This is a genomic window from Streptomyces nigra (assembly GCF_003074055.1).
Lineage (GTDB): Bacteria > Actinomycetota > Actinomycetes > Streptomycetales > Streptomycetaceae > Streptomyces > Streptomyces nigra.
The window spans coordinates 2,670,849-2,689,325 of the sequence record NZ_CP029043.1; the positions used below are offsets into that span (position 1 = coordinate 2,670,849).

Below are 18,477 nucleotides of genomic sequence, written 5' to 3' on the forward strand. Positions count from 1 at the left end.
GACCCCCGCGGACCCCTCGTGACGCTTCGGCGCGCGGGGGGTTCGTGCGTGTCGGACGGGGTGAACGCCCGGCGCGCGAGGGCGCGTCGGGGAGGGGCCGCGTCAGGGGATGACGACGACCGGGCGCTTGGCGCGCTTGGCGAGCCGCCCGGCGACGGAGCCGAAGAGCCGGCCGACGAGGCCGTGCGTGGAGCCGACCACGATCGCGTCCGCCTCGTACTCCACCCCGACCTCCTCGAGTTCGTGGCAGATGTCGCCGCCGCGCTCGACCAGGATCCAGGGAACTTCGGCGAGGTAGTCGGCGCAGGCCAGTTCGAGGCCGAGCACCTCGGTGCGGTGGTCCGGGACGTCGACGAAGACCGGCGGCTCACAGCCCGCCCACACCGTGGTGGGCAGCCGGTTGGCGACATGGACGATGATCAGGCCCGCCCCGGAGCGATGGGCCATGCCGATGGCGTAGGCGAGGGCGCGCTCACTGGACGTGGAACCGTCGAAGCCCACCACGACACCGTGCTTGAAGGCGGGATCGCAGGAGTGGCGTGACTCTTCCGCCGCGAGGGGATCGGCCGCCGTGGGATCGGCGACGGGCCGCTTGCGGTCCGCTGGTTCGAAGAATTCGTGACCGGCCATGGCTGTCTCGGCGTTGTGATCCTTTATGGATGGGCTCGCGAGCGGAGCTCGTCGGATGCGGCGGTCTGCGCGTGGCGGTGTCCGGGAATGGTCTTCCCAAGCCCATACCCCAAGGGTACGGCGGCACGCCTCCTTCGCCCAGATACCCGCGCGAGGTCCGTACGGGTTCCAGGGAGCATGCACGAGGGGGCGCCCGTAACGCAATGGTTGCTGCGGTGTACAGGCGGTTTGCACAGGATGCACGTTCCGCCGCCGAGAAGCCGGCCGTCCACCAGTGACCGACCGCCCCTCCCCGGCGTTGATCACCACGAGCCGTACCCCAGGGAGCCCAGGAGCACACGCACGCATGACCGGACCCCGCACCCCCTCCGAGGACAGCGTGACCGAGGTGGTCCGCTGGGCGGCCTTCAGCTGTGTCCTGGTCCCCGTCGTGCTCCTCTGGTACGGCACCTCGTTCGCCGGCGCCGCCGGCACCGCCCTCGGTCTCGCGGCCGTCACCGCCGCCTGCCGGCTGCTGCTGCGCCAGTCGGAGCGGGGCGCGGTCCGCGAGCGGGACATGGAGCGCACCGGCCCTTCGCCGCGCCGCCGCGGCCGTCACCATCGCACCGGGACCGGCGCGCACCGGGGCGGACGGCACACCGGGCGGATTACACCGGGCGGCTGACCGGTTTCCGCGCACGCGTACGTCGCTTTTCAGCCAACTTCCGCAGCGCGGGCATCCCTGGCCGTTCACACCCCCCAACCCCCGCCCCACCTGCACGGAAAGGGTCTGGAAGCCCCCGGGCACCGTATGGGGATCGGCCACTGCCACAAGGCGTACTTCCCTGCACGGCCCGTGAGTGCAACGCTTCGTGATCGAATGCTTCACGCCAAGTTGCCAAGTCGACAATGTGCCGAGTGCCGAACCGGCCACTGCGGCACCGCGCGACACAGTAGATTCGATCTTGACTGTTACGGCGGGGGACTCGTGCAGGACCGAGGGGAAACGTGCAGGAGCGACACAACCGAGGAGCCGCGACCACCGAGGGGGGCTTAGCAGGATGAGCCACGACTCCACTGCCGCGCCGGAAGCCGCGGCCCGGAAACTCTCCGGGCGACGCCGCAAGGAGATCGTCGCGGTGCTGCTGTTCAGCGGCGGCCCCATCTTCGAGAGTTCCATACCGCTGTCGGTGTTCGGTATAGACCGCCAGGACGCCGGCGTGCCGCGCTACCGACTGCTGGTGTGCGGCGGCGAGGAAGGCCCACTGCGGACCACAGGGGGCCTGGAACTCACCGCGCCACACGGACTGGAGGCGATCTCACGGGCGGGCACGGTCGTCGTGCCGGCCTGGCGTTCGATCACCTCACCACCACCGGAGGAGGCGCTCGACGCGCTGCGCCGGGCCCACGAGGAGGGCGCCCGCATCGTCGGGCTGTGCACCGGCGCCTTCGTCCTCGCGGCGGCCGGCCTGCTGGACGGCCGTCCGGCGACGACCCACTGGATGTACGCGCCGACACTGGCCAAGCGCTATCCGTCGGTCCACGTCGATCCGCGGGAGCTGTTCGTCGACGACGGCGACGTGCTGACGTCGGCCGGCACCGCGGCCGGAATCGATCTCTGTCTCCACATCGTGCGGACGGACCACGGCAACGAGGCGGCCGGAGCGCTCGCCCGCCGTCTGGTGGTCCCGCCGCGCCGGACCGGCGGTCAGGAGCGCTACCTCGACCGGTCTTTACCGGAGGAGATCGGCGCCGACCCGCTCGCCGAGGTCGTCGCCTGGGCGCTGGAGCACCTGCACGAGCAGTTCGACGTCGAGACGCTGGCGGCCCGCGCGTACATGAGCCGCCGCACCTTCGACCGCCGCTTCCGCTCGCTGACCGGCAGCGCCCCGTTGCAGTGGCTGATCACCCAGCGGGTCCTCCAGGCGCAGCGCCTGCTGGAGACGTCCGACTACTCGGTCGACGAGGTCGCCGGACGCTGCGGCTTCCGCTCGCCGGTGGCGCTGCGCGGGCACTTCCGCCGCCAGCTCGGCTCCTCGCCGGCCGCGTACCGGGCGGCGTACCGCGCCCGGCGCCCGCAGGGCGACCGGCCCACCGAGCCGGAGCCCGCGGTCGGCACCGGGCACACACCGCAGGGCCCGCCGCCCAGCCCGTACCCGGAGGGCGGACCGGTCCCGCTGCAGACCCGGCGCACCCCCGCTCCCGTGGGGTCGCCCTCACCCGCCGACCACGGGCGTGAGCTGTACGTCGGCGGCCGGGCGAGCCTGCCCGGGCAGCGCAGCGGAGCATGACCTCGTGACGCCGGGCGGGCGCACCGCCGCCCGCCCGGTGTCCCGGCGCCGCTTGCCGGATGCGCCTGCAGGGACGCCGGGCCTCCCAAAAGGGGGAGCCCGCTTTAGGGTGGTCGCATGAACGATCGCATGGTGTGGATCGACTGCGAGATGACCGGCCTCTCGCTGTCCGACGACGCGCTCATCGAGGTTGCCGCCCTCGTCACCGACTCCGAGCTGAACATTCTCGGCGAGGGGGTCGACATCGTCATCCGCCCGCCGGACGCGGCGCTGGAGACGATGCCGGAGGTGGTGCGTCAGATGCACACCGCGTCCGGTCTCCTCGACGAACTCCCCGGCGGCACGACGCTCGCCGACGCCGAGGAGCGGGTCCTCGCCTATGTCCGCGAGCATGTGAAGGAACCGGGCAAGGCCCCGCTGTGCGGCAACTCCGTCGGCACCGACCGGGGCTTCCTGCTGCGCGACATGCCGACGCTGGAGGACTACCTCCACTACCGGATCGTGGACGTCTCCTCGATCAAGGAGCTGGCCCGCCGCTGGTACCCGCGCGCCTACTTCAACAGTCCCGAGAAGAACGGCAACCACCGCGCCCTCGCCGACATCCGCGAGTCGATCGCAGAGCTGCGCTACTACCGCGAGGCCGTCTTCGTACCGCAGCCGGGGCCCGACTCGGACACCGCGAAGGCGATCGCCGCCAAGCACGTCCTGCCTGATCAGTAGGGGTGTGAGGGGGGTCCAGGGGGGCGCCGCGGAATGTGTGCGCGAGCACCCCTTCGGACCCTGTACACTTTTTCTCGGCCGGTCGGGGAAACCCAGAGCCGGTCATGGTGGGTGTAGCTCAGCTGGTAGAGCACCTGGTTGTGGTCCAGGATGCCGCGGGTTCGAGTCCCGTCACTCACCCTCACCGATCAGCCGGTGACCTCGTGGAGGTCACCGGCTGATCGCTTTCCCGCTCCGTGTGGCGCGCTCATGACGAGGCGCGGGTCACCAGCTCCGTGGCCAGCACCACCTGCGTCCGCTCCGTCAGGCCCCGGGAGACCGCGGGCCGCCGGTCGGCGATCTCCGTGAGCAGGAGATCTATCATCTTGCGGCCCATCTCCTCGATGGGCTGACGGACGCTGGTGAGGGGCGGTTCCATATGACGGGCGATGGCGGAGTCGTCGTAGCCGACGAGCGCGACGTCGTCCGGGATGCGGCGGCCCGCCTCGCGCAGCACCTGCCGGGCGCCCGCGGCCGTCACGTCCGAGGCGGCGAAGACGGCGTCCAGGTCGGGGCAGCGCTCGAGCAGCGCCCGCATCGCCCGGACCCCGCCCTCCTCGGTGAAGTCGCCCGCCTCGATCAGCAGCTCGTCGGCCGGGCGGCCGGCGTCCCGCAGGGCGTCGCGGTAGCCGTCGACGCGGCGCTGGGCGCCGTAGACGTCGAGGCGCCCGGTGATGTGCGCGATCCGGCTCCGGCCGTGGGACACCAGGTGCTCGACGGCGGAGCGGGCGCCGCCGTAGTTGTCGGAGTCGACCGAGGTCAGGGTCTCCGCGGCGGAGCGCGGGCCGCTGATCACCGCGGGGATCTCCAGCTGGGCCAGCATGTCGGGCAGCGGGTCGTCGGCGTGGACCGAGACCAGCAGGACGCCGTCCACGCGGTGCGCGGCCAGGTACTGGGCGAGCCGGCGCCGCTCCTTGTCGCTGCCCGCGAAGATCAGCAGGAGCTGCATCTCGGTGTCGGACAGCTCGGCGCCGACACCCTTGAGCATGTCCGAGAAGTACGGCTCGGCGAAGAAGCGCGTCTCCGGCTCGGGCACGACGAGCGCGATCGCGTCCGTGCGGTTCGCCGCCAGGGCGCGGGCCGCCGTGTTGGGGACGTACCCCAGCTCCGCGACCGCCGCCTGCACCGCGGCGCGGGTGGCGTCGCTGACCCGCGGCGAGCCGTTGATCACGCGGGAGACGGTGCCACGGCCCACGCCGGCCCGGGCCGCCACCTCTTCAAGGGTGGGCCGGCCGCCGCTGCGGCCCCGCGTTCCGTGGGTTGCCATGGGCTCCGCCTCCCGTTGACCGTGTCGTCGGCCTGGAATTTAACAGCCCCGTCGGGGACGGAGCCGGGTGCGGGGGGCAGTGATCGACTTCCCCCCATCGGCCAAGTGCCGTCGAAATCGGCCGATTTGACTCCCCGAGCCCCCGGGCGGTGGCGTTTGTTAACAGGCCGATAACTGAACGCAGAAGTGCGTGTCCGGTCCCTTGACACCCCCGCTCCGACCGACGACCCTTCAACTCATCACCTGTGGGAGCGCTCCCACAGTACCTGACACATACATGTCCCGCACGTTCCCCGCCCGAGCCGCAGCTAGCAAGATGAACGGGCCCAACAGTGCAGTTGGCCGGGGGGTCGGCACGTCAGGCAACAGGAGGACGCAATGCGCACGAGTACCCGCGGGTCCCGCCGGCTGATGGCCCTCGCGGCCATAGCCGCGCTGACGACAGGGCTGCTCGCCGGCTGCGCCGAGGACTCGGACGACGGCTCTTCGAACGAGGGCGGTGGCAACGGCGGCGGGGGCAAGACCACGCTGACCATCGGCACCTTCGGTGTCTTCGGCTACAAGCAGGCCGGCCTCTACGACGAGTACATGAAGTCGCACCCCGACATCTCCATCAAGGAGAACGTCACCACGCGGACCGACGTCTACTGGCCCAAGACCCTGACCCGGCTCCAGGCCGGCGCCGGCACCGACGACATCCAGGCGATCGAGGTCGGCAACATCACCGAGGCCGTCCAGACCCAGGCCGACAAGTTCGTCGACCTCGGCAAGGAGGTCGACAAGTCCCAGTGGCTGGACTGGAAGAACACCCAGGCCACCACCAAGGACGGCAAGCTCATCGGTCTCGGCACCGACATCGGCCCGATGGCGATCTGCTACCGCAAGGACCTCTTCGAGAAGGCCGGCCTCGAGACCGACCGCACCAAGCTCGCCGAGCAGTGGAAGGGCGACTGGGGCAAGTACGTCGACCTCGGCAAGAAGTACATGAAGAAGGCGCCGAGCGGCACCAAGTTCGTGGACTCCGCGTCCTCCGTCTACAACGCGGCCCTCGGCGGCGAGGTCGAGCGGTACTACGACAAGGACGGCAACGTCGTCTGGGACAAGTCGGCCGGCGTGAAGAAGGCCTGGAACGTCGCCATGGACGTGGCGACCAGCGACATGTCCGCCAAGCTGAAGCAGTTCGACAAGCCGTGGGACCAGGGCTACGCGAACGGCACCTTCGCCACCGTGGCCTGCCCCGCCTGGATGATCGGCTACATCCAGGAGAAGTCCGGTGAGGCCGGCAAGGGCAAGTGGGACGTGGCGGCGGCGCCGACCGCGGCCAACTGGGGCGGTTCGTTCATCGGCGTGCCGACGGCGAGCAAGCACCAGAAGGAGGCCGTCGAGCTGGCGAAGTGGCTGACCGCGCCCGAGCAGCAGGCCAAGGTCTTCGCCAAGCAGGCCAGCTTCCCGTCGACCCCGTCGGCGTACGGGAGCCTGAAGCCGGCGGCCGCCACCCAGGAGTACTTCTCCGGCGCGCCGATCACCCAGATCTTCTCGGACTCCGCCAAGACGATCCCGACCCAGTACCTGGGCACCAAGGACCAGCCGATCGGCACCGCGATCACCGACGTCGGCATCCTCCAGGTCGAGCAGAAGGGCAAGTCCCCGGCGCAGGGCTGGGACGCCGCCACCGCGGAGATCAAGGACGTGCTCGGCCAGTGAGCAGTCCCAAGCAGGCCCTCGCGCATCCCGCGTCGAGCGCCGACGCCGCGCCCGGTGATCAGCCGGGCGCGGCGCCCCGCGCTCACGGTCGCGGTACGCCGCCTCCGGGGAACGACTCCTGGCGCAGCCGGCTGTACCGCTGGGACATGAAGGCGTCGCCGTACGCGTTCATCGCCCCCTTCTTCATCGTCTTCGGGGCGTTCTCGCTCGTCCCGCTGCTGTACACGGCCTGGTACTCGCTGCACGACGTGCAGCTGGCCAACCTCGACGGCCAGACCTGGGCCGGCCTGAAGAACTACGAGAACCTGCTGTCCTCGGACTTCTTCTGGAACGCGCTGTGGAACACCTTCACCATCGGTGTGATCTCCACGGTGCCGCAGCTGGTCATGGCCATCGGCATGGCCCATCTGCTCAACTACAAGCTGCGCGGCTCGACCGTGTGGCGGGTCGTGATGCTCACCCCGTACGCCACCTCGGTGGCGGCGGCGACGCTGGTCTTCGTCCTGCTGTACTCGTGGGACGGCGGCATGATCAACTGGCTGCTCGACTTCGTCGGCATCGACCCGGTCAACTGGCGGGAGTCCGACTGGGGTTCGCAGTTCGCGGTGTCCTCCATCGTGATCTGGCGCTGGACCGGCTACAACGCGCTGATCTATCTGGCCGCGATGCAGGCGATCCCGGTCGACCTGTACGAGTCCGCGGCGATCGACGGCGCCAACCGCTGGCAGCAGTTCATCCATGTGACGATCCCGCAGCTGCGGCCGACGATCCTGTTCACCGTGGTCGTCTCCACGATCGGCGCGACCCAGCTCTTCGGCGAGCCCCTGCTGTTCGGCGGCGTCTCCGGTTCCAAGGGCGGCTCCGAGCACCAGTACCAGACGCTCGGTCTGTACATGTACGACCAGGGCTGGATCATCGGCAACCTCGGCAAGGCGTCCGCGATCGCCTGGTCGATGTTCCTGATCCTGCTGATAGTCGCCGTGATCCAGCTGCTGATCTCCCGACGGCTGAGGAAGTCCCAATGACCGCGACAGAACTCACGCCCTCTCGGGCCGAGGAGCCCGCGAAGACCCGCCGTGAGCGGCCCCGGGTGATGGGTGCCGGCAAGCAGCTGCACGCCGGACCGCTCACCTATGTCGTGCTCTCGCTGTTCGCGCTGATCTCGCTGGCGCCGCTGGTGTGGACGGCCATCGCGGCCTCGCGCACCAACCAGCGCCTCGCCGAGACACCGCCGCCGCTGTGGTTCGGCGGGAACCTCTTCAAGAACATGGAGCGGGCCTGGGAGGAGGGCGGCCTCGGCACGGCCATGTTCAACACGATCTTCGTGGCGAGCATGATCACCATCAGCACGGTGCTGTTCTCCACGCTCGCCGGCTTCGCCTTCGCCAAGCTCCGCTTCCGGTTCTCCGGCGTCCTGCTGCTGCTGACGATCGGCACCATGATGATCCCGCCGCAGCTGGCGGTCGTGCCGCTGTATCTGTGGATGGCGGACCTCGGCTGGTCGAACCAGCTCCAGACGGTCATCCTGCCGACCCTGTGCACCGCCTTCGGCACGTTCTTCATGCGGCAGTACCTGCTCCAGGCGCTGCCGACGGAGCTGATCGAGGCGGCGCGGGTGGACGGCGCGAGCAGTCTGCGGGTCGTGTGGCACGTGGTGTTCCCGGCGGCCCGACCCGCCATGGCCGTCCTCGGCCTGCTGACCTTCGTGTTCGCCTGGAACGACTTCCTGTGGCCGATCATCGCCCTGAACCAGGAGAACCCGACCGTGCAGGTCGCGCTCAACTCGCTGGGCACCGGCTATGTCCCGGACCAGGCGGTGATCATGGCGGGCGCCCTGCTCGGCACGCTGCCCCTGCTGATCGCCTTCCTGCTGTTCGGCAAGCAGATCGTCGGCGGCATCATGCAGGGCGCGGTCAAGGGCTGACGCCGCTTCCCCGTCGGCCACCCGGGGGCCGCGTCACCGTCGCCCGGCCCCCGGCCCATCCCCCTCCTCCCTCCACCCGTACTCGTCGGTCTCCACGACCTCCTATGGGAGCGCTTCCATGCCTGAGCCCATGTCCCCCGTGTCCTTCCCCTCCACCTTCCTCTGGGGCGCCGCCACCTCGGCGTACCAGATCGAAGGGGCGGTGCGGGAGGACGGACGCACACCGTCGATCTGGGACACCTTCGCCCACACCCCGGGCAAGACGGCCGGCGGCGATCACGGTGACGTGGCCGTCGACCACTACCACCGCTACCGCGACGACGTGGCGCTGATGGCCGGCCTCGGTCTGGGCGCGTACCGCTTCTCGATCTCCTGGTCCCGGGTGCAGCCCACGGGGCGCGGGCCCGCGGTCCAGCGGGGCCTGGACTTCTACCGCCGGCTCGTGGACGAGCTGCTCGCCAAGGACATCAAGCCGGCCGTCACCCTCTACCACTGGGACCTGCCGCAGGAGCTGGAGGACGCGGGCGGCTGGCCGGAGCGCGACACCGCCTACCGCTTCGCCGAGTACGCGCAGATCGTCGGCGAGGCGCTCGGCGACCGGGTGGAGCAGTGGATCACGCTCAACGAGCCGTGGTGCAGCGCCTTCCTGGGCTACGGCTCCGGTGTGCACGCGCCGGGCCGCACCGAGCCGGTCGCCACGCTGCGCGCCGCCCACCACCTCAACCTCGCGCACGGCCTCGGCGCCAAGGCGCTGCGCTCGGTGATGCCCGCCCGCAACACGGTGGCGCTGAGCCTGAACTCCTCCACCGTGCGCCCGCTGACGCAGGACGCCGCGGACCTGGCGGCGGCCCGCAAGATCGACGACCTGGCCAACGGGATCTTCCACGGCCCGATCCTGCACGGCGCCTACCCGGAGAGCCTGTTCACCGCGACCCGGCAGCTCACCGACTGGTCGTACGTCCAGGACGGCGACCTCGCCACGATCAACCAGCCGCTCGACGCGCTGGGCCTGAACTACTACACCCCCGCGCTGGTCTCCGCGGCCGGCCCCGACCACTCCGGGCCGCGCGCCGACGGGCACGGGGCGAGCGAGCACTCGCCGTGGCCCGCCGCGGACGACGTGCTGTTCCACCAGCCGCCCGGCGACCGTACGGCGATGGGCTGGTCGATCGACCCGACCGGGCTGTACGACCTGATCATGCGGTACGAGCGCGAGGTGCCGGGCCTGCCGCTCTACATCACGGAGAACGGCGCCGCCTACGACGACAAGCCCGACGCCGAGGGCCGGGTGCACGACCCGGAGCGCATCGCCTATCTGCACGGCCATCTCGCGGAGGTCCGCCGCGCGATCGCCGACGGCGCGGACGTCCGGGGCTACTACCTGTGGTCCCTGCTGGACAACTTCGAGTGGGCGTACGGCTACGAGAAGCGCTTCGGCGCGGTGTACGTGGACTACACGACGCTCGAGCGGACGCCGAAGTCGAGCGCCCACTGGTACGGCAAGGCCGCCCGCACGGGCACGCTGCCCGAGGTCGACGAGGTCTTCTAGACCGGTCCTTCGGGCCGGGAGCGGGGGGCGGGGCGCGGCGCGGATAGGGGACGCGCCGCGCCCCGGCCGGATGGGGGGAAGGCCGGCCGGGGCGCGCCCCCCGTGGGTGGCGCGGCCCGCTCGGTCGCGCGCGGGCCGCGCGTCGCCGGGCGTGAGCCCGGCGACGTCGGTGGCAGGCCTTCGGTTGAACGCCGTCATCTACTGAGGGACAGTCGCAGACCGTCAGTTGTAGGCGGCGAAGGCCTTCGAGAAGGCGAACTTGTCCTGGAGGATCGAGCTGCAGGTGGCGTCGGCGGCCGGCTTCTCGCCGCCCGCGCACTGCTGGTCCCGGGTCGCCGACCACATCGACAGCCAGCCCAGGCCCTTGGACTTGGCGAAGTCCACCAGCTGCCTGGCGTCGTCCACCTTGAAGATCTCCGTGACGACGTCGTTGACGCCGATCATCGGCGTGACCGCGACCGTCTTCCAGGCGGCGTCGTCGGACAGCCCGAGCACGCCCTTGATCTGCGCCTGGGTGGCGGTGGCCGCCTGCTCGGCGTAGTCGCCCATGTCGCCGCTGTACGCCGGGCCGTAGTCCATCGCCATGATGTTGACGGCGCCGATCCGCACGCCGTTCCGCTCGGCGTCGGCGAGGACGTCGACGCCGGGCTGGGTGAGGCCCTCCGGCATGACCGGGAGGGTGAAGGAGACGTCCAGGTCGGGGTGCTGCTTCTGGAGCTTGGCGATCGCCTGTGCCCGCCGGGTGTTGGCCGCCTTGTCGGGCAGTGCGCCGCCCTCGACGTCGAAGTCGGCCTTGGTGAGCTGGTAGGCGTCCACGACCTTGCCGTACGCCGCCGCCAGCGCGTCCGCCGAGGAGCAGGTGGTGGCGAGTTCGCTGCCGGCCGCGCCGCCGAAGGAGATACGGACGTCGCCGCCCTTGGCGCGCAAATCGCCGATCTGGGCGGCCACCGCGTCGGCGCCGATGTCGGTGACGCCGCCCCACTTCGGGGTGCAGCCGCCGCCGTCGGTGACGAAGGCGAGGTTGTAGTCCTTCACGCCGGTCGCCGCCGCGCTCGCGGCCAGGTCGAACGCCGGGTACAGCGAGGTGTCGACGAACGGGGCGAAGCCGGCGGATGCCTTGGTGCCGGTGCCCGGGCTCTGGGAGGGCTTGCCGGTGGGGGTGGCGGAACCGGAGGGGGTCGCGGTGGGCTCGGGTGCCGTCGCCGTGGGGGTCGGCTCCGGGGTCGCGGACTCGGTGGGACGGCCGCTGGGCTCGGGCGTCGCGGTGTCGTCCGTGGAGCACTTGGCGCCGTCGATGAGACAGCTCTTGGGCGACGCGGTGCCGTTGACGACGAAGCCGACGGTGACGGACTCGCCGGGCTGGAGGCCGTCGGTGTCCCACTTCGGCGGGGTGACCGTGACATGGCCGTCGCGGACGCTCGACTCGGCGTTCCACAGGGAGCTGAGCCTCGAGCCGGACGGAAGGTCGAACTCCAGCGTCCAGTCCTTCTTCACCTCGCCGGTGTCGTTGGTGACGACGTACTGCGCGGTGTAGCCGGTCGACCAGTCGCTGGTCCTCGTGTAGACGGCGCCGGCGCCGGCCGCCTGGGCGGTCCCGGTGACCACGAGCGCGCCGCCGCCGACCACGGCCGCGGCGACGAGACCGCCGATCGCCTTGTTCCTGCCGCTGATCCTGCGCCGGTGGGTGCTCATCGCGTGTCTGCCTTCGCTGTTCGGGAGTGGGGGGTGGGTGCGGCAGCACGCTAGCGATCGGAATTCGGACAAAGGTCCTGATCCGGGCGATGGCCGGGGACCTTAGGGTGCGCTTAAGGAAGGGATCGGGAGCGGTTAAAGGTCGAGACCAATCGGCCGGGCCTGCGGCGCCGTACGGTCCCGCGGTGCCCTCGGCGGACCGGTGCCCGGCCGTCGAGCTGTATCCACAGGCGTACTTCGGTCCCGCCGAGCACCGACGAGCCGATCCGTACGTCACCGCCTGTGGACTCCGCGAGCCGGCGCACGATGTCCAGGCCGAGGCCGGTCGAGCCGGCGCTCCCCGAGCCCTGGCCGCGCGCCATGGCGGCCTCGGGGTCGGCGATGCCGGGCCCGGCGTCGGAGACGAGCACGATCACGGCGTCCTCGCCGTTGTGCACGTCGACCGCGAAGGCGGTGCCCTCGGGGGTGTGCCGGAAGACGTTGCCGAGCAGGGCGTCCAGTGCGGCCGCCAGGTCCGCCCGGGCCACGGGTATCCGCACCGGCCGGTCCACGCCGGCCACGCGTACCTTGCGGCTCTCGTCCTCGGCGAGCGCCGACCAGAACGCCATCCGCTCGCGCACCACTTCGGCCGCGTCGCATCCCGCGCCGGGCCCGGCCGCGACCGTCTGCGGCTTGGCCTCGCGTGCCGTGCGGATGATGGTGTCGACCTCGCCCTCCAGCTGGGCCACGGCGGCCCGGGTCTGCTCGGCCGCCGGGCCGTCGCCGAGGGAGGCGGCGTTCAGCCGCAGCACGGTCAGCGGGGTGCGCAGCCGGTGGGACAGGTCGGCGGCCAGCTCCCGTTCATTCGCGAGGAGCTGGACGACCTGGTCGGCCATCGCGTTGAACGCGACCGCCGCGAGCCGCAGTTCGGTCGGGCCCTCCTCTGGGACGCGGGCGCCGAGCTTGCCCTCGCCCAGTTCGTGCGCGCCCTCGACCAGGCGCTGGGCGGGCCGCACCATACGGACACCGAGCCGATCGGCGACGGCGACCGAGCCGACGATCAGGGCGATGCCGACACCGGCCAGGACGGCCCAGGCGGTGGCGAGGCCGTTGGTGACCTCGGAGTCGGGGACGTACACCTCGACGACGGCGATCTCGCCGGTGCTCAGCGCGACCGGCTGGAGCAGCGTGGACCCGCCGGGGACCTCGGTGGTGGAGGCGCGGCCCAGTCGGCGCACGGTCGCGATGTCGCCTTCGGCGGCCCGCCGCCGGCCGAGGTCGACGGCGGCGGTCTTCCCCGACGCCGGGATGTGGACGGCCATGCCGGAGTCGGACCCGGCGGAGGCGACGACGCGCTCCAGCTGGTCCCGGTCGGTGGTGATGGACAGCGCCGGGGCGACGGCGGCGGCCTGGCGCTCGGCGTTGGAGAAGGCGCGGTCGCGGGCCATCTCGCGGATGACGAGTCCGAGCGGGACGGCGAAGGCGAGCACCACCATGGTGGTGACCGCCAGGGAGACCTTGACCAGTGCCCATCTCATCGTGGCGGCTCCCCCGCGCTCTCCGCGCCGACGGACCGCTCGGCCGGTGGCTCCAGCTTCACGCCGACGCCCCTGAGGGTGTGCAGATAGCGCGGGCTGGCCGCCGTCTCGCCCAGTTTCCGGCGCAGCCAGGACAGATGGACGTCGATGGTCTGGTCGTCGCCGTAGGACTGCTGCCACACCTCGGCGAGCAGCTCCTTGCGGGGGACGACCACGCCGGGGCGTCCGGCGAGGAAGGCGAGCAGGTCGAACTCGCGCCGGGTCAGGTCGAGGCGCACCCCGTCCAACTCGGCCTGGCGGCGCAGCGGGTCGACGGTCAGCCCGCCGACGCGCAGCACGCTGGAGGGGGCCGCCTCCACCCCGGCGGCCCGGGCCCGGCGGAGCACGGCCGCCATCCGCGCCGACAGATGCTCGACGGAGAAGGGCTTGGTCAGATAGTCGTCCGCGCCCGCGTTCAGCAGCCGGACGATCTCCGCCTCGTCGTCCCGTGCCGTCGCGATGATCACCGGGACGTCGGTGATGCCGCGCAGCATCTTCAGGGCCTCGGAGCCGTCCAGATCGGGCAGTCCGAGGTCCAGGACGACCACGTCGAAACGGAAATGGGCGACCTCGCGCAGCGCCTCCAGCGCGGTGCCGACGCTGCGCACCGTGTGGGCGGCGTCGGTCAGGTCCCGGATGAGCGCCGAGCGCACGAACTGGTCGTCCTCGACCACGAGCACACTTGCCATGCGCCGCACCGTACGCCATGCCGGTGAGACCGGTCCGGGCCTGTGGACAACTCGGCCTCTGTGGACGGGGACGCGACACCCGTGGGGCGCGTGAGGCAGTATGGCCCGCGATGCACAGAGGAGTCGTACACGTACTCGCGTGGTCGCTCGCCACGGGCGCGGCGGTCACGCTGTCGTGGTGGGGCGTCCACACGGTCATGGCCGGGACGGTCTACGACCGGCCGCGCGCCCTGCCCATCACGGCGGCGGACGTGACGACGAGGGACTCCGAGCCGCTGGCGTCGTCCACCAACCGGCCGACGCCGTCGCCGAGTCCGTCGCCCCGCTCCCCCAAGCCCACCCGCGAGCCCAGCACTTCCGCCCCCTCGACCCCACCGCCGAAGACCTCCAGCCCCGCCTCCTCCCCGGACACCTCGGGCCAGGTCAAGAGCTACGACACCGAGGGCGGACGGGTCGTCTTCGACATCGGCACGTCCTCGGCGTCCCTCGTCTCGGCAGCGCCCGGCGCCGGCTGGTCGATGCAGGTGTGGAAGACGGAGTCGTGGATCCGCATCGAGTTCAGCGCGGGCGCGGACCGGGTGTCGGTGTTCTGCACCTGGCACGACGGGCCGCCGCGGGTGGAGATCGGGACCTACTGACCCATCCGTCCCGGCACCCCCGAGAGTCCCCGGCAACGCATCGGCTACGCTGAGTGCTTCGAACTCATGAATGAGTAGCAACGGGGGTTGCCTCATGGCCAGTTGGGCCGTTCTGCCATGTTCCGGGGAAGGCTCCGGCCGACGAGGTGGGAGCCGATATGGCTTCTGACTTTCTCGCGGCTGATGAAGCAGGACTTCTCCGATCTCGAGGCCGCCGTCAAGGTCTGGCGCGGGCTGTCGACGACCACGGACTCGCTCACCGACCGCCACCGCCGGCAGGTGACCGGGCCGCTGCACCAGTCCTGGAAAGGCGACGACGCCGACGCGGCCCTGTTCTACCTGGAGGACGTCGAGTCGCGCATCGCTGTGGTCGAGACGGAGGCCATGGCCATCGCCGAGGTCCTCGACACCACCCGGTTCTGGATGGAGCAGGCCCAGACCGATCTGCGCAACGCGGTGCGGCGGGCGGAGCAGGACGGCTTCGACGTCGACGAGGACGGCTGGGTGAGCGACCGGACGGCGTCGGACCTCCCCCGCCAGGACCCTGACGCCCAACAGCTCATCGCCGAACGCAACAGGCTGCTCACGGAGCACCGTGCCGCCATGGACGACGCCCTGACCGCCGCGCACGAGGCGAGCAACGACGGCGCCCGGGCCCTCGGGGAGCTGAACGGCGACATCCTCACCGACCCGCTCAGCCATGACGCGGCGGCGGAGTCCGCCCAGGACGTCAAGAACGCGATGAAGGCCGTGGGCGTCCAGGCCCCGCAGATCCCCTCGGACGATCCGAAGGCCGCCGCCGAGTGGTGGAAGGCCCTCAGCCCGGAGGAGCGCCAAGCCTACACCACCCTCTATCCGAAGCAGATCGGAGCGACCGACGGCCTGCCGACGGACGTACGGGACGACGCCAACCGCACGGCGCTCGGCCAAGAACTCAATCTGATCCAGGAAGGCAACTGGGACGAGGGGTTCCCCGGGGACAGCGACGAGACGGTCAACAAACGCCTCGACAACCTGCTGATGCTCAATGACCGGCTCGAAGCGTCGGACAGCGCCCCCGAGGGCAAGGAGCTCTACCTTCTCGGCTACGACTCCAAGGACGACGGCCGGGCCATCATCGCGATGGGCAACCCGGACACCGCGGCGCACACCGGCATTCTAGTGCCGGGAACCAATACCAAGATGGACGCCGTCCCCGGTCAGCTCGAGCGTATCGATAGGCTGCAGTCCGCTGCGCAGGGCCGATCCCATGGTGAGAGCGTCGCCATGATCACCTGGCTCGGCTACGACGCCCCTGAGGCGTCCACGACCGACTTCAACAGCGTCGGTGGGACCGGGCGAGCCGAGGACGCCGCCCCCGACCTGCGCCAGTTCGTAGCAGGAACACATGCCGCACACGACGGATCGCCGAGTCACACCACCGTGATCGGGCACAGTTACGGCTCCACAGTCGTGGGGGCGGCAGCAGCCGAGGGCTCCGGCCTGGGCGCGGACGACGTGATCGCGGTTGGCAGTCCCGGCATGACCGTCGATGAGGCCGAGGATCTACAGATGGATCCTGAGCACGTGTGGGTTGGTACCGCCGAGGACGACGCGGTCGCCAACAACACCTCCGGTTACACCCTTGGCCGCGACCCGACGCTGGGAGGCTTCGGTGGCAACAACTTCAGCGTCGACACCCATGGCCATAGCGGCTACTGGGACAGAGGGCCGTACGGACCCAGCGAGTCCCTCGACAACCAGGGAGCGATCATTGCGGGCAGGCAGCCCACAGAGGCTCCGAAGGAGGGCTCCGAGTTGCCGCCTGAGGGCTACATCGTCCCCGGCCTCTAGGCCCGTTCTGCGAATGCTGCTCGCTGTCTCGGCGATCCTGCTCTCAACTGGAGGTTGCGTGTCCCAGGGTGACGACGCGAACACCCCGCTGCCGCGGATGGAAAAGAACGATGCGCTGCAATGGGCCAAGGACTACACCGCGTACATGGCCAAGATCACCGATGTCGAGCTCACTCCCTCAACGGCCACTGTGCACTTCGAGAACTGCCTCGGGGTCAACGACGAGGTTGCCGAGGATGGCCGGTACAGCCTCTACTACTACGTCGATTCCCCAGCGCCCGTCTCGGAGCACACCCGCGTCGTGAGGACTCTCCGCCAGAAACTCACCCAGCAGGGGTACGAGGTCACCGGGTACCGGGAGTTCAAGGACGCGTACGAGTCTGCTGTGTTCAGGGCCAATAACAAGAAGAACTTCTATCGGGTCACGGCCGAAACCGTCGGATCCGGGAAGACGAAGCCTCAAGCCCTCTCCTTCTCCGTACGCACCCCCTGCATGCTCCCGCCCGGCGTGAAGCAGCAGCAGTTCTGACCGGCTGAGAGGAGCCGAACGTGTCCCGGACCACCGACGTCGACCCGGCCGAACTGCGCGCGTCCGCCGGCGCCTGCGACGGCATCGCACGCACCCTGAAGACACCGGCCGACAAGGCCGTCAAGGAGTCGAGGACGGCGGCCGCTTCCCTCACCGGCTGGTCCCTCGGCCCCGCCCTGACGGAGATCGCCACCAGCTGGAAGCCCGCCCTCGACGGACTGCACGCCCGCATCGAGGCCGGCCGGGACAACCTGAGGTCGTCCGCTGACGGCCACGAGTGGAACGACCAGCGGGCCTCCCAGGACTTCGAGAAGACGGACACCGCGACCCAGGCCACCCCCGGCGTGATGCCCGCGGCCCTGCGCCCGAGCCCGGCCGGCCCCCCGGTGTCCCAGCCGCTGCAACGCGGCCCCGGCGACCGCCCCCTGGACCCGCGCACCTCATACGGCACCACCATGCCGACCTACGAGGAGCCGGTCAGTACCCGCCCCACGCCCGGCACGAACGACTTCGGCTGATGCCCCGGCGGCGGCTCTGACCAGATGACGTCCGGCTAGGTGAAGGCCGATGCCGGAGGGGCCGGGGAGTCCACCGCCGACGCGTCCGTCACCGGAGTCGCGCCACCCGTGAAGTCCCGCAACGCGCGGCCGTGTTCGACGCGGCCCGGGTGGGGGTCGGAGGCGGCGCGGCGGGTGAGGTCGGCGACCGGGAGGGGCTGGTCGGCGGCGACGAGGACCGCGTTGCCGAAGCGCCGGCCGCGCAGGACCGTGGGGTCGGCGACCAGGGCCAGTTCGGCGAACCGGGCGGCGGCCGTGGCGATCTGGCCGCGTAGATGTGTGAGCGGAGGGCCGTCGGCGAGGTTGGCCGCGTACCAGCCGCCCGGCGCGAGCGCCCGGCGGACCTCGTCGAGGAACTCCGTCGAGGTGAGGTGGGCCGGGGTGCGGGCACCGCTGAAGACGTCGGCGACGACCAGGTCGGCCCAGCCGTCCGGCACCTTGGCGAGCCCTTCGCGCGCGTCGGTGGAGCGCACCCGGATGCGGGCGTTCCGGTCCAGCGGGAGTTCCCGGCGGACCAGCTCGACGAGGGGCGCGTCCCGCTCGACGACCTGCTGGGTGGAGCGGGGCCGGGTGGCGGCGACGTAGCGCGCGAGGGTCAGCGCGCCCCCGCCGAGGTGCACGGTCCGTACGGGCCTGCCGGGCGGGGCGACGAGGTCGATGACATGGCCGAGCCGGCGCTGGTACTCGAAGGAGAGGAAGGCGGGGTCGTCCAGGTCGACGTGCGACTGGGGCGCCCCGTCGAGGAGCAGCGTCCAGGCCCGCGCCCGGTCCGGGTCGGGTATGAGCTCCGCAAGCCCGCCGTCGACCGTCTCGGCGACGGAGGCCGCGGGGGCTCCGCGCCGGGACTTCCTCGACTTTGCCATGCGGCCATTATCGCGAC

17 protein-coding genes and 1 tRNA gene are annotated in these 18,477 nt (G+C 71.0%); 12 read left to right on the forward strand and 6 right to left on the reverse strand.

Annotated elements, in window-relative coordinates; genetic code table 11:
- Window positions 1–102: 102 nt before the first annotated feature.
- The gene (locus tag DC008_RS12310) at window positions 103–630 is read right to left on the reverse strand and encodes a universal stress protein (RefSeq protein ID WP_055623448.1); all 528 of its coding nucleotides are present in this window, start codon (window positions 628–630) and stop codon (window positions 103–105) included.
- A gap of 346 nt (window positions 631–976) precedes the next feature.
- On the opposite strand from DC008_RS12310, the gene DC008_RS12315 reads away from it, so the two are divergent.
- The 4 genes from DC008_RS12315 to DC008_RS12330 all read left to right on the forward strand — a co-directional run bounded on the left by DC008_RS12315 (window position 977) and on the right by DC008_RS12330 (window position 3,800).
- Window positions 977–1,294: a hypothetical protein gene (locus DC008_RS12315; RefSeq protein WP_055623447.1), complete on the forward strand. Its 318-nt coding sequence runs from the start codon at window positions 977–979 to the stop codon at window positions 1,292–1,294.
- Window positions 1,295–1,670: 376 nt separating this feature from the next.
- Entirely contained in the window at window positions 1,671–2,900 is a 1,230-nt protein-coding gene (locus tag DC008_RS12320) for a helix-turn-helix domain-containing protein (protein WP_108707016.1), read from the forward strand.
- Window positions 2,901–3,017: 117 nt separating this feature from the next.
- Complete coding sequence (gene orn / locus DC008_RS12325; protein WP_108707017.1) at window positions 3,018–3,620, forward strand: oligoribonuclease; 603 nt, start codon at window positions 3,018–3,020, stop codon at window positions 3,618–3,620.
- A gap of 107 nt (window positions 3,621–3,727) precedes the next feature.
- Window positions 3,728–3,800: transfer RNA gene (locus DC008_RS12330), tRNA-His, on the forward strand.
- A gap of 67 nt (window positions 3,801–3,867) precedes the next feature.
- Here the strand turns inward: DC008_RS12330 and DC008_RS12335 are convergent.
- Window positions 3,868–4,926, reverse strand: a complete 1,059-nt coding sequence (locus DC008_RS12335) for a LacI family DNA-binding transcriptional regulator (RefSeq protein WP_108707018.1) — start codon at window positions 4,924–4,926, stop codon at window positions 3,868–3,870.
- 378 nt (window positions 4,927–5,304) lie between these two features.
- Here DC008_RS12335 and DC008_RS12340 point away from each other — a divergent pair, with 378 nt between their 5' ends.
- The 4 genes from DC008_RS12340 to DC008_RS12355 all read left to right on the forward strand — a co-directional run bounded on the left by DC008_RS12340 (window position 5,305) and on the right by DC008_RS12355 (window position 10,103).
- Window positions 5,305–6,630 (forward strand): ABC transporter substrate-binding protein, encoded by a 1,326-nt coding sequence (locus tag DC008_RS12340; protein WP_108707019.1) that lies wholly within the window; start codon window positions 5,305–5,307, stop codon window positions 6,628–6,630.
- Window positions 6,627–7,655 (forward strand): carbohydrate ABC transporter permease, encoded by a 1,029-nt coding sequence (locus tag DC008_RS12345; protein ID WP_108707020.1) that lies wholly within the window; start codon window positions 6,627–6,629, stop codon window positions 7,653–7,655. The genes DC008_RS12340 and DC008_RS12345 overlap by 4 nt, the downstream gene beginning before the upstream one ends.
- A complete protein-coding gene (locus DC008_RS12350) occupies window positions 7,652–8,554 on the forward strand; it encodes a carbohydrate ABC transporter permease (protein ID WP_164492297.1) in 903 nt (300 codons plus the stop codon). Before DC008_RS12345 ends, DC008_RS12350 begins: the two co-directional genes overlap by 4 nt.
- Before the next feature lie 130 nt (window positions 8,555–8,684).
- A complete protein-coding gene (locus DC008_RS12355; RefSeq protein WP_374207380.1) occupies window positions 8,685–10,103 on the forward strand; it encodes a GH1 family beta-glucosidase in 1,419 nt (472 codons plus the stop codon).
- Window positions 10,104–10,325: 222 nt separating this feature from the next.
- Here the strand turns inward: DC008_RS12355 and DC008_RS12360 are convergent, their stop codons facing one another.
- The 3 genes from DC008_RS12360 to DC008_RS12370 all read right to left on the reverse strand — a co-directional run bounded on the left by DC008_RS12360 (window position 10,326) and on the right by DC008_RS12370 (window position 14,040).
- Window positions 10,326–11,795, reverse strand: a complete 1,470-nt coding sequence (locus tag DC008_RS12360; RefSeq protein WP_108707022.1) for a glycoside hydrolase family 18 protein — start codon at window positions 11,793–11,795, stop codon at window positions 10,326–10,328.
- Between the two features lie 113 nt (window positions 11,796–11,908).
- Window positions 11,909–13,312 carry a sensor histidine kinase gene (locus DC008_RS12365; protein ID WP_108707023.1) on the reverse strand — a complete coding sequence of 468 codons (1,404 nt, stop codon included), beginning with the start codon at window positions 13,310–13,312 and terminating at the stop codon, window positions 11,909–11,911.
- A complete protein-coding gene (locus tag DC008_RS12370) occupies window positions 13,309–14,040 on the reverse strand; it encodes a response regulator transcription factor (protein ID WP_108707024.1) in 732 nt (243 codons plus the stop codon). Before DC008_RS12370 ends, DC008_RS12365 begins: the two co-directional genes overlap by 4 nt.
- Before the next feature lie 110 nt (window positions 14,041–14,150).
- Between DC008_RS12370 and DC008_RS12375 the strand changes: the two genes are divergently transcribed.
- The 4 genes from DC008_RS12375 to DC008_RS12390 all read left to right on the forward strand — a co-directional run bounded on the left by DC008_RS12375 (window position 14,151) and on the right by DC008_RS12390 (window position 17,558).
- Window positions 14,151–14,678: a hypothetical protein gene (locus DC008_RS12375; RefSeq protein ID WP_108707025.1), complete on the forward strand. Its 528-nt coding sequence runs from the start codon at window positions 14,151–14,153 to the stop codon at window positions 14,676–14,678.
- A gap of 102 nt (window positions 14,679–14,780) precedes the next feature.
- The gene (locus DC008_RS12380) at window positions 14,781–16,511 is read left to right on the forward strand and encodes an alpha/beta hydrolase (protein WP_123954002.1); all 1,731 of its coding nucleotides are present in this window, start codon (window positions 14,781–14,783) and stop codon (window positions 16,509–16,511) included.
- 58 nt (window positions 16,512–16,569) lie between these two features.
- The gene (locus DC008_RS12385; RefSeq protein ID WP_108707027.1) at window positions 16,570–17,040 is read left to right on the forward strand and encodes a hypothetical protein; all 471 of its coding nucleotides are present in this window, start codon (window positions 16,570–16,572) and stop codon (window positions 17,038–17,040) included.
- Between the two features lie 20 nt (window positions 17,041–17,060).
- Window positions 17,061–17,558 carry a type VII secretion target gene (locus DC008_RS12390; RefSeq protein WP_108707028.1) on the forward strand — a complete coding sequence of 166 codons (498 nt, stop codon included), beginning with the start codon at window positions 17,061–17,063 and terminating at the stop codon, window positions 17,556–17,558.
- A gap of 35 nt (window positions 17,559–17,593) precedes the next feature.
- Here the strand turns inward: DC008_RS12390 and DC008_RS12395 are convergent, their stop codons facing one another.
- A complete protein-coding gene (locus DC008_RS12395) occupies window positions 17,594–18,460 on the reverse strand; it encodes a spermidine synthase (protein WP_108707029.1) in 867 nt (288 codons plus the stop codon).
- Window positions 18,461–18,477 lie beyond the last annotated feature (17 nt).

What these genes read in the sequence shown, in the direction of transcription:
- DC008_RS12310 (WP_055623448.1), bottom strand. Translation starts at nt 630, where the DNA reads ATGGCCGGTCACGAATTCTTCGAACCAGCGGACCGCAAGCGGCCCGTC.
- DC008_RS12315 (WP_055623447.1), top strand. Translation starts at nt 977, where the DNA reads ATGACCGGACCCCGCACCCCCTCCGAGGACAGCGTGACCGAGGTGGTC.
- DC008_RS12320 (WP_108707016.1), top strand. Translation starts at nt 1,671, where the DNA reads ATGAGCCACGACTCCACTGCCGCGCCGGAAGCCGCGGCCCGGAAACTC.
- orn (WP_108707017.1), top strand. Translation starts at nt 3,018, where the DNA reads ATGAACGATCGCATGGTGTGGATCGACTGCGAGATGACCGGCCTCTCG.
- DC008_RS12335 (WP_108707018.1), bottom strand. Translation starts at nt 4,926, where the DNA reads ATGGCAACCCACGGAACGCGGGGCCGCAGCGGCGGCCGGCCCACCCTT.
- DC008_RS12340 (WP_108707019.1), top strand. Translation starts at nt 5,305, where the DNA reads ATGCGCACGAGTACCCGCGGGTCCCGCCGGCTGATGGCCCTCGCGGCC.
- DC008_RS12350 (WP_164492297.1), top strand. Translation starts at nt 7,652, where the DNA reads ATGACCGCGACAGAACTCACGCCCTCTCGGGCCGAGGAGCCCGCGAAG.
- DC008_RS12355 (WP_374207380.1), top strand. Translation starts at nt 8,685, where the DNA reads ATGTCCCCCGTGTCCTTCCCCTCCACCTTCCTCTGGGGCGCCGCCACC.
- DC008_RS12360 (WP_108707022.1), bottom strand. Translation starts at nt 11,795, where the DNA reads ATGAGCACCCACCGGCGCAGGATCAGCGGCAGGAACAAGGCGATCGGC.
- DC008_RS12365 (WP_108707023.1), bottom strand. Translation starts at nt 13,312, where the DNA reads ATGAGATGGGCACTGGTCAAGGTCTCCCTGGCGGTCACCACCATGGTG.
- DC008_RS12370 (WP_108707024.1), bottom strand. Translation starts at nt 14,040, where the DNA reads ATGGCAAGTGTGCTCGTGGTCGAGGACGACCAGTTCGTGCGCTCGGCG.
- DC008_RS12375 (WP_108707025.1), top strand. Translation starts at nt 14,151, where the DNA reads ATGCACAGAGGAGTCGTACACGTACTCGCGTGGTCGCTCGCCACGGGC.
- DC008_RS12395 (WP_108707029.1), bottom strand. Translation starts at nt 18,460, where the DNA reads ATGGCAAAGTCGAGGAAGTCCCGGCGCGGAGCCCCCGCGGCCTCCGTC.